Raw genomic sequence first — 7,501 nt, forward strand, 5'->3', positions numbered from 1 at the left:
TTCCGATCTCCAGCTGGCCGACTGCCAGGAGCGCGATCCCACCAAATCCGAGCTGTTCCTGGTGGAGGGTGATTCGGCCGGCGGCTCCGCGAAACAGGGACGAGACCGCCATTTCCAGGCGATCCTGCCGCTGCGTGGCAAGATCCTGAACGTGGAGCGCGCACGTTTTGACCGGATGCTGGGCTCCAAGGAGATCGGCACGCTGATCCAGGCGATGGGCACCGGAATCGGTCGCGACGACTTCAATCTGTCGAAGCTGCGCTATCACAAGATCGTCATCATGACCGACGCCGATGTCGACGGCGCGCACATCCGCACGCTGCTGCTGACCTTCTTCTATCGTCAGATGCGTGAGATCATCGAGGGCGGGCATCTCTATATTGCGCAGCCGCCGCTGTACAAGGCGACCAAGGGTCGCTCGGAAGTATATCTGAAGGACGATGCCGCGCTCGACGATTATCTGGTCGATGCGGGTCTCGCCACGATGATGCTGGAGCGCGGCGGCGAAGGGCTGACCGGCGTGCACCTGCGTCCGCTGGTGGAGCATGCCCGCCGGATGCGCACGCTGATGCGCTATGTGCCACGCCGCTACGATCCGGTGATCATCGAGACGCTCGCGCTGGGCGGGGCGCTGACCCCCGATCTGCCACGCGAGCGGCGCGCTGCGGCGGTCGCGGAGGTGACCCGCCGGCTGGATCAGGGCGACACCGAAGCGACCTGGTCCGCGCGGCTGACCGAGGACGGCGGCATCCATTTCGAGCGGCTGTGGCGCGGCGTGACCGACCATCATATCGTCGAGGCGGCGTTCCTCGCCTCCGCCGAGGCGCGCAAGCTGCATACGCTCGCCGCCGAACAGGCGGACAGTTTCGTCCACGCCGCCAAGCCGGTGCCGGTGAAGGGCAGCGCCACCGACACATCCGTCGACCCGAACACTACCGACGAAGAGGGTGAGGATGTGGTCGCCGTCGGCAAGGGCGAGGCGCTGGTGGCGCGCCCGTCGCAATTGCTCGACGCGATCCTCGCCGCGGGCCGCAAGGGCCTGTCGATTCAGCGCTACAAGGGCCTGGGGGAGATGAATGCCGAGCAATTGTGGGAAACCACGCTCGATCCGTCGAACCGCTCGATGCTGAAGGTCGCGATCGACCAGGCCGATGTGGCGGACGAGATCTTCACCCGGCTGATGGGCGACGTCGTCGAACCGCGCCGCGAGTTCATCCAGGAGAATGCCCTGAGCGTCGCCAACCTCGACGTATAGGGGACGCTTACCCCCGGCCCCGCCACGATGAGCGTGGCGCGGCCGGGGTCAGCGCGCCAGCACGTCCTCCACCCACGCCGGCACCAGCGTCCCCGCCGGCCCCAGCCGCGTCTCGTCGAACCACGCGCTTCCGGCGGACGGTTCGAGGTTCAGTTCCAGCGTGGCGGCGCCGTGATGACGCGCGGTCTGTACGAAGCCGGCGGCGGGGTAGACCGCGCCCGACGTACCAATCGACACGAACAGGTCCGCATTCGCCAGCGCCGCGTCGATCCGCTCCATCTGGTACGGCATCTCGCCGAAGAACACGATGTCGGGTCGCAGCGCCGGAGCGGCGCAGGCCGGACATGTCGATCCCGGCGGCAGATCATCGGCCCACGCCAGGCGCATATCGCAGCGGGTGCACCATGCACTGCGCAATTCTCCATGCATGTGCAGCATTCGACGGGCGCCCGCGCGTTCATGCAGGTCGTCGACATTCTGCGTGACGATCAACAATTCGCCGCGCCATTCGCGATCCAGCCGGGCAAGCGCGACATGCGCGGGATTGGGCGCGACCGTCGTGAGCGCGGCACGGCGCAGGTCGTAGAAACGATGCACCAGCGCCGGGTCGGCGGCGAGCGCCTCGGGCGTGCACACATCCTCGACGCGATGGCCCTCCCACAATCCCCCCGGCCCGCGAAAAGTGGCGAGTCCGCTTTCGGCGGAAAGACCGGCGCCGGTCAGGATGACGATATGGTGCGGGTGATCCATGATCGGTTCGTAGCGTTCCGGCGCGCGACGCGCATCAACGGCTCGCAACCTCGGCATCGAGCGTCGCGCCGTTCGCCGCGGCCACTTCCGCCGCGTCGCTGACCGGGGCCGGGTCGCCCGAGATATAGCTCATATCGGTCACCTCCACCGTCGCCCCCAGCGCGGTGACATCGAACAGCCTCTTGGCGAAGGCGGTGGGCAGGCGGATACAGCCGTGCGAGGCGGGGAATCCGGGATTGCGCCCGGCATGCAGCGCCACACCGTCCCAGGTCAGCCGCTGCATATAAGGCATGGGGGCATCGTCATAGAGGTTCGACCGATGCACCGCTTCCTTCTGCAGGATCGTGAAGCGCCCGGTGGGGGTCGGATTATCGTCGCGGCCGGTGGATACGGTCGACGCCGCGATCAGCGTCTGCCCGCGAAAGACATAGGCGCGCTGATCGGGAATCGAGATCAGCACGCTCACCGGCCCCTGAGCCTCGTTCTGCGTCCAGAGGAACCGGTTCGGCGGCAACGTCGCGGCGGCTTCGGTGAGCGTCAGCGGGTCCATCGTCTCAGCCTGTGTCGCCACGCTGACCAGCAGCGATGCTGCAATCATCAGGCTGGCAGAGGCGAGTCGGCGCATGGTTCACTCCTTCCGTTCATCGCCGCCGGGGAGAGGCGCGCGCTGTGGCAGTGGTGACCAAGGAACGCGCCACGCGGTTTTTGGTGCCGGCGATGAAGCGTGGGTAATCTGCGACCAGTGCACGGAACATGCTTCAAAGCAAGTCCGAAGGTGGCGGATTCTTCACCTTCTCTATGGTAATGACGGGGATAGTTAGCGGGGACCATTACCACCGATGAATTGGTCGCAGGATGCGGCGCCGTCGCGCCGTGCATTGTTGAAGACGGGCAGTCTGTTTGCCGGCGCATTGATGATTCCCAGCGCAGTGTCCGCCGGGATGCGCGATGTTTCGCGTCGCGGGCCGCCCGAATCGCTGTTGCCGCCCGATCTTTATCACGGCGCGCGCACCGGCGCCGGCCATGCCACGCAGCCGATATCGCGCAGCGTGCTGGCACCCGGCGTCAATCAGGATCTGATGCGCCGCGCGATGGCCGCGCTGGAACGTCACGGCAGCCGCATCGCGCGACGTGACCGGATCGCGGTGGCGGATTTCTCGACCGGATCGAACCTGCCGCGCTTTCACCTCATCAATCTGGAAAGCGGGCGTGTCACCTCGAAGCTGGTCGCACACGGCAGCGGCTCGGATCCGGCGCATACCGGCTATCTGCAGCGCTTCTCGAACGCGAACGGCTCCAACGCATCATGCGAGGGTGCGTTCGTCGCCGACGATTATTATGTCGGCAAGCACGGCAAGTCGCAGCGGCTGATCGGGCTCGATCCGACCAACAACAATGCGCTCGAACGCGCGATCGTCGTTCACGCCGCCTGGTACGCCAATCCCGACATGATCTCGCGCCGCGGCATGCTGGGGCGCAGCCAGGGCTGCTTCGCCGTGGGCGAGAGCGAGTTGGCCGAAGTGTTCGAACGGCTCGGGCCGGGCCGGATGATCTACGCCGCCAAGGTGTGAGGGGCGCGCGTCGGCGCTATCCGGCGCGCCGATCGAACGCCGCCAGTTCATAGGCGATCGACGCCTCCACCAGGCGTTCCCACAGCGCCGCGATCGCCTCCCCCGGTAGCCCCTGCGCCTCGGCGGCGGTGCGCGCCTGCGCGATCACCTGCGCCTTGCGGGCCTCGTCGCGAACATCGCCACGCGCGGGTTTGATCCGCGCCGCCGCGTCCATATAGTCGAAGCGACGCCGCAACAGCGCGACCAGTTCGCGATCCAGCGCATCCACCCCGGCACGCACCTCGGTCATCGTGCTGCATTCAGGGCCAGGCAGGATCTCGCTCATGCGCCGCTGCTAGGCCCTGTGCGCGCGCCCGTCCATTCCTTGACTCCCGCGCGGTTGACGGCTAGGGGCGCCGCTTCGCAATCGCCCCCGCACCCCGGTGAAGCGGCGGGCCTGCGCTTCTCTCTGTTCGACATATTGTTCGACGCGGCGAGAAACAGCAGCGCGATACCGGGACCACTCCGCCCCCCGGGGCGGCCACGTCGTTCGTATATTGCAAGGACCTGATATGTCAAAGCGCCATAGCGCCAAGTACAAACTCGATCGCCGCATGGGCGAGAACATCTGGGGCCGTCCGAAGTCCCCGGTGAACAAGCGCGAATATGGCCCGGGTCAGCACGGCCAGCGCCGCAAGGGCAAGATGTCGGACTTCGGCATCCAGCTGCGCGCCAAGCAGAAGCTGAAGGGCTATTATGGCGACGTGACGGAAAAGCAGTTCCGCCACGCCTATGACGAAGCGTCGCGGATGAAGGGCGACACTTCGCAGAACCTGATCGGCCTGCTTGAGCGCCGCCTCGACATGCTCGTCTATCGCGCCAAGTTCGCTCCGACGATCTTCGCCGCACGCCAGCTGGTCAGCCACGGCCACATCCGCGTCAACGGTGTGAAGTGCAACGTCGCGTCGCGCCGTGTCGATGTCGGCGACGAAATCTCGCTGGGCAACAAGGCGCAGGAAATGGCGCTGGTGATGGAAGCGCAGCAGCTCGCCGAGCGCGAGGTGCCCGATTATGTCGCACCGGACGGCAATGCCAAGATCACCTTCGTCCGCGTCCCGACGCTCGACGAGGTGCCTTATCCGGTGAAGATGGAACCGAACCTGGTGGTCGAGTTCTACAGCCGTTGATGTAACGGGCCGGCGACGGCCCGACAGCGCACGAAGAAGGGGCGGCTTCCGCAAGGAGGCCGCCCCTTCTTCGTTCCGTCATGGCGGGGCGCGCTATCCCCCGCATCACCGCGCGAAGGCGGCCTTCATGAACGCATCGCTCTGCCGCAGCAGGCCCGCCCGGGCTGCACCGTCATCGAGCGCGTGGTCCAGCTTGGGATAGACGACCAGGGTCGACGCCTTGCCCGCTTCGCGCAGGCGCTTGTCCATCAATCGCGACTGCGCGACCCCGACGTTCAGATCGTCGTCGCCGTGGAACATCAGCACCGGCGCCTTGAAACGATCCGCATGTCGCGCGGGGGAACCGAGGACGACATTTTCGCCCTTCCCGATCTGTCTCTCCACCAGCGCACGATTGGTGAAGCCGTCCGCCTCGCGCTTGGTCCGCCCCAGATCGGTGACCGGCGCGATCGCCACCACGGCGCGATACAGGTCAGGATCGACCACATTGACCTGCAGCGCGGCATAGCCGCCGTAGGACCAGCCGACGATCGCCAGTTTCTTCGGATCGGCAATGCCTTCCTTCACCAGCCAGCGCCCCGCGTCGGCAACGTCACCGATCGCCAGCTGCCAGGAATGAAAGGCGTTTCCGGCGAACCATGCGTCGCCATAGCCAGCCGATCCCCGGAATTGCGGTTGCAGCACCGCATAGCCGGCGGTGGCATAAAATTGCACCAGCCAGTCGAACCCCCATTCGTCCCGATAGTCCGGGCCACCATGCGGCATCACGATCGCGGGCAGGTTCTTGCCGTCGCTCCCCGGCGGCAGCGTCAGATAGGCAGGGATCATCGTGCCGTCCCCGGCCTTGAACGTGACAGCTTTCATCACCCCCATTGCGACATCGCTGAGTTCGGATCGGGAGGATAGCAAATGGTCGAGGTGGCGGGTCGCCTTGCTGAAAAGGAAGTAGGTGCCGGGCTGCGTATCGCTGCTGGCATGGACCAACAATTGCCCTTCATCGGCGGTCGCACCGACGAAGGTGATCAGCGGCGTCTTGGGCAATGCCCTGCCCAGCGCGGCGGCGAGCTTCTTATACTCGGGATCGAAATAATCGACCTGCCTCCGATCGGTGACATAGGTCGCACCGATGATACGCCCGCGCCGCCCGATGCGAACGACCGAGTCGACATCGACCTCGAGGCTGCTCGAGACGAGCTCCATCTTCATCGTCCCGTCTAGCGCGACGCGATAGACGGCCTGCCGCCCGTCGGTCATCTTCGATGCATAAGCGACGTTGCGGAAGCCATCGACGCCGAGCGGGACCAGCGCATCCCTGGTATTCAGCGTGTCGCGACTGAACGGTCGCCAATCACGCTCCCCGGCCAGCCGGTAGCTATAGACGGTCGTCCCCGTCAGCACGCCGTTGTTGCGCAGATCGTCCGCCTTCATCCGGATATTGCCCTGCCCATCGGCGAAATAGGTGGACGTCAGCGGTGACGGGCGCTCCAGCAGTTGCGCTTTCCCGGTCACGGTATCGACGAGTTCGATCCCAAGGCCATCAAGCGTCCTGTCGCCGCCGATGTGACTCCCGATCGTCCCCGTGTCCGGTACGAAGGTCCGCGCCATCACCACACCGCCATCGCCGCCGCGCCAATCGATGACCCGCGCATCGAATTGATTGATCTTCTCTGCGCCATCCCCCGAACGGCGACCGAGATACACGGGGTTGGCGCCGTTCGCGTCAAATCCAAGTGTGCGGGTATAGGGCACGCGCAGCCCCAGATAGTCGCCGACACCGAAGAAGCGGCAAACCAGGCGGACGTTCGATGCCCAGCCGCAGCTGACCGGCGACAGGCGGTCGTCACCAACGTTGAGCGGATCGGTTTTGTCCGCCGCGAGATCGATCACCGCCACCACGGTGGCCCGCCCGCGACCGGGGGTCAGATAAACGACGTGCCGGCCATCCGGTGCGATGCTGATATCGTGCACCGACTCCCGCGCCCCGAAACGATCCGCCAGATCGGGCTCCGCCCGCGCCCCGCCGGCCAACGCGATGGCGATCGCGCCCACGGCCACTCCCCCCATTGTCCGCATGCTGCCCCCCTTCATGTCCGCCGCGATCTTTCCAGCGCGCGGACGGCGCCGCAAGCACCGTCGTGGACACATCGCCTCCGCATTGGCACAAAGCGCGCGTTCCCTACGTCACCCGAGGTACCCATCATGCGCCGGCTGTCCGCCCTCCTGCCCCTGATCGCGCTCGCCGCCGCCCCTACCCCCGCCCTCGCGCAGACCGCCGCGCCGACGGTGTCCGAAGCGACGCTGAAGGAGGTGACGAAGGAATTGTCGTCCGACGCCTATGAAGGGCGCGCGCCGGGCACCGCGGGTGAGGAGAAGACGGTCGCCTATCTGGCACAGCGCTTCGCCGCGGCGGGGCTGAAGCCGGGCAACAAGGGCAGCTGGTATCAGGACGTGCCGCTGGTCGAGATCACCGCGAAGAACGTCTCCCCGCTGACGTTCCGGGGCGCCGGGGCGCCGATCGCGCTTTCCTACGGCCCGCAGATGGTGATCGGCAGCTATCGCGTCACACCGCATATCGCGGTGAAGGACAGCCCCGTCATCTTCGTCGGCTATGGCATCAATGCGCCGGAGAAGGGCTGGAACGACTATGCCGGCGTCGACGTGCGCGGCAAGACGGTGCTGATCTTGGTCAACGACCCCGATTGGGAGATGCCGGGCCTGACCGGGCCGTTCAACGGCCGGGCGATGACCTATTACGGACG

General features: G+C 66.1%; 7 protein-coding genes and 1 pseudogene. 4 read left to right on the top strand and 4 right to left on the bottom strand.

The genetic code is table 11. The features are described 5' to 3' along the window. Positions 1-1,255 (top strand): toprim domain-containing protein (locus ACFDSW_RS13745; protein WP_375250849.1); only part of this gene is annotated, 1,255 nt, incomplete at its 5' end. A 48-nt stretch (positions 1,256-1,303) separates the two neighbouring features. Here the strand turns inward: ACFDSW_RS13745 and ACFDSW_RS13750 are convergent. Both ACFDSW_RS13750 and ACFDSW_RS13755 read right to left on the bottom strand, forming a co-directional pair. Further along, positions 1,304-2,005, bottom strand: coding sequence for an NAD-dependent deacylase (locus ACFDSW_RS13750; RefSeq protein ID WP_375250855.1), 702 nt, complete (start codon positions 2,003-2,005; stop codon positions 1,304-1,306). A 34-nt stretch (positions 2,006-2,039) separates the two neighbouring features. Continuing rightward, a complete protein-coding gene (locus tag ACFDSW_RS13755) occupies positions 2,040-2,630 on the bottom strand; it encodes a L,D-transpeptidase family protein (protein ID WP_375250850.1) in 591 nt (196 codons plus the stop codon). A gap of 214 nt (positions 2,631-2,844) precedes the next feature. Here ACFDSW_RS13755 and ACFDSW_RS13760 point away from each other — a divergent pair, with 214 nt between their 5' ends. After that, positions 2,845-3,576: a murein L,D-transpeptidase catalytic domain family protein gene (locus ACFDSW_RS13760; protein ID WP_375250851.1), complete on the top strand. Its 732-nt coding sequence runs from the start codon at positions 2,845-2,847 to the stop codon at positions 3,574-3,576. A gap of 16 nt (positions 3,577-3,592) precedes the next feature. Here the strand turns inward: ACFDSW_RS13760 and ACFDSW_RS13765 are convergent, their stop codons facing one another. Beyond that, positions 3,593-3,901, bottom strand: coding sequence for a chorismate mutase (locus ACFDSW_RS13765; RefSeq protein WP_375250852.1), 309 nt, complete (start codon positions 3,899-3,901; stop codon positions 3,593-3,595). Positions 3,902-4,127: 226 nt separating this feature from the next. On the opposite strand from ACFDSW_RS13765, the gene rpsD reads away from it, so the two are divergent. Continuing rightward, positions 4,128-4,742: a 30S ribosomal protein S4 gene (rpsD, locus tag ACFDSW_RS13770; RefSeq protein ID WP_375250853.1), complete on the top strand. Its 615-nt coding sequence runs from the start codon at positions 4,128-4,130 to the stop codon at positions 4,740-4,742. Between the two features lie 105 nt (positions 4,743-4,847). Here rpsD and ACFDSW_RS13775 read toward each other — a convergent pair whose 3' ends face one another. After that, positions 4,848-6,830, bottom strand: a complete 1,983-nt coding sequence (locus tag ACFDSW_RS13775; protein ID WP_375250854.1) for an alpha/beta hydrolase family protein — start codon at positions 6,828-6,830, stop codon at positions 4,848-4,850. A gap of 111 nt (positions 6,831-6,941) precedes the next feature. Here ACFDSW_RS13775 and ACFDSW_RS13780 point away from each other — a divergent pair. Next, a pseudogene (locus ACFDSW_RS13780) lies at positions 6,942-7,501 on the top strand (peptidase M28); the annotation flags it as partial.

Source organism: Sphingomonas sp. (assembly GCF_042091075.1).
Lineage (GTDB): Bacteria > Pseudomonadota > Alphaproteobacteria > Sphingomonadales > Sphingomonadaceae > Sphingomonas.

Bases quoted from the DNA above. Each gene is read 5' to 3' on its own strand.
- rpsD (WP_375250853.1), top strand. From the start codon at position 4,128: ATGTCAAAGCGCCATAGCGCCAAGTACAAACTCGATCGCCGCATGGGC.
- ACFDSW_RS13765 (WP_375250852.1), bottom strand. From the start codon at position 3,901: ATGAGCGAGATCCTGCCTGGCCCTGAATGCAGCACGATGACCGAGGTG.
- ACFDSW_RS13775 (WP_375250854.1), bottom strand. From the start codon at position 6,830: ATGAAGGGGGGCAGCATGCGGACAATGGGGGGAGTGGCCGTGGGCGCG.
- ACFDSW_RS13750 (WP_375250855.1), bottom strand. From the start codon at position 2,005: ATGGATCACCCGCACCATATCGTCATCCTGACCGGCGCCGGTCTTTCC.
- ACFDSW_RS13755 (WP_375250850.1), bottom strand. From the start codon at position 2,630: ATGCGCCGACTCGCCTCTGCCAGCCTGATGATTGCAGCATCGCTGCTG.
- ACFDSW_RS13760 (WP_375250851.1), top strand. From the start codon at position 2,845: ATGAATTGGTCGCAGGATGCGGCGCCGTCGCGCCGTGCATTGTTGAAG.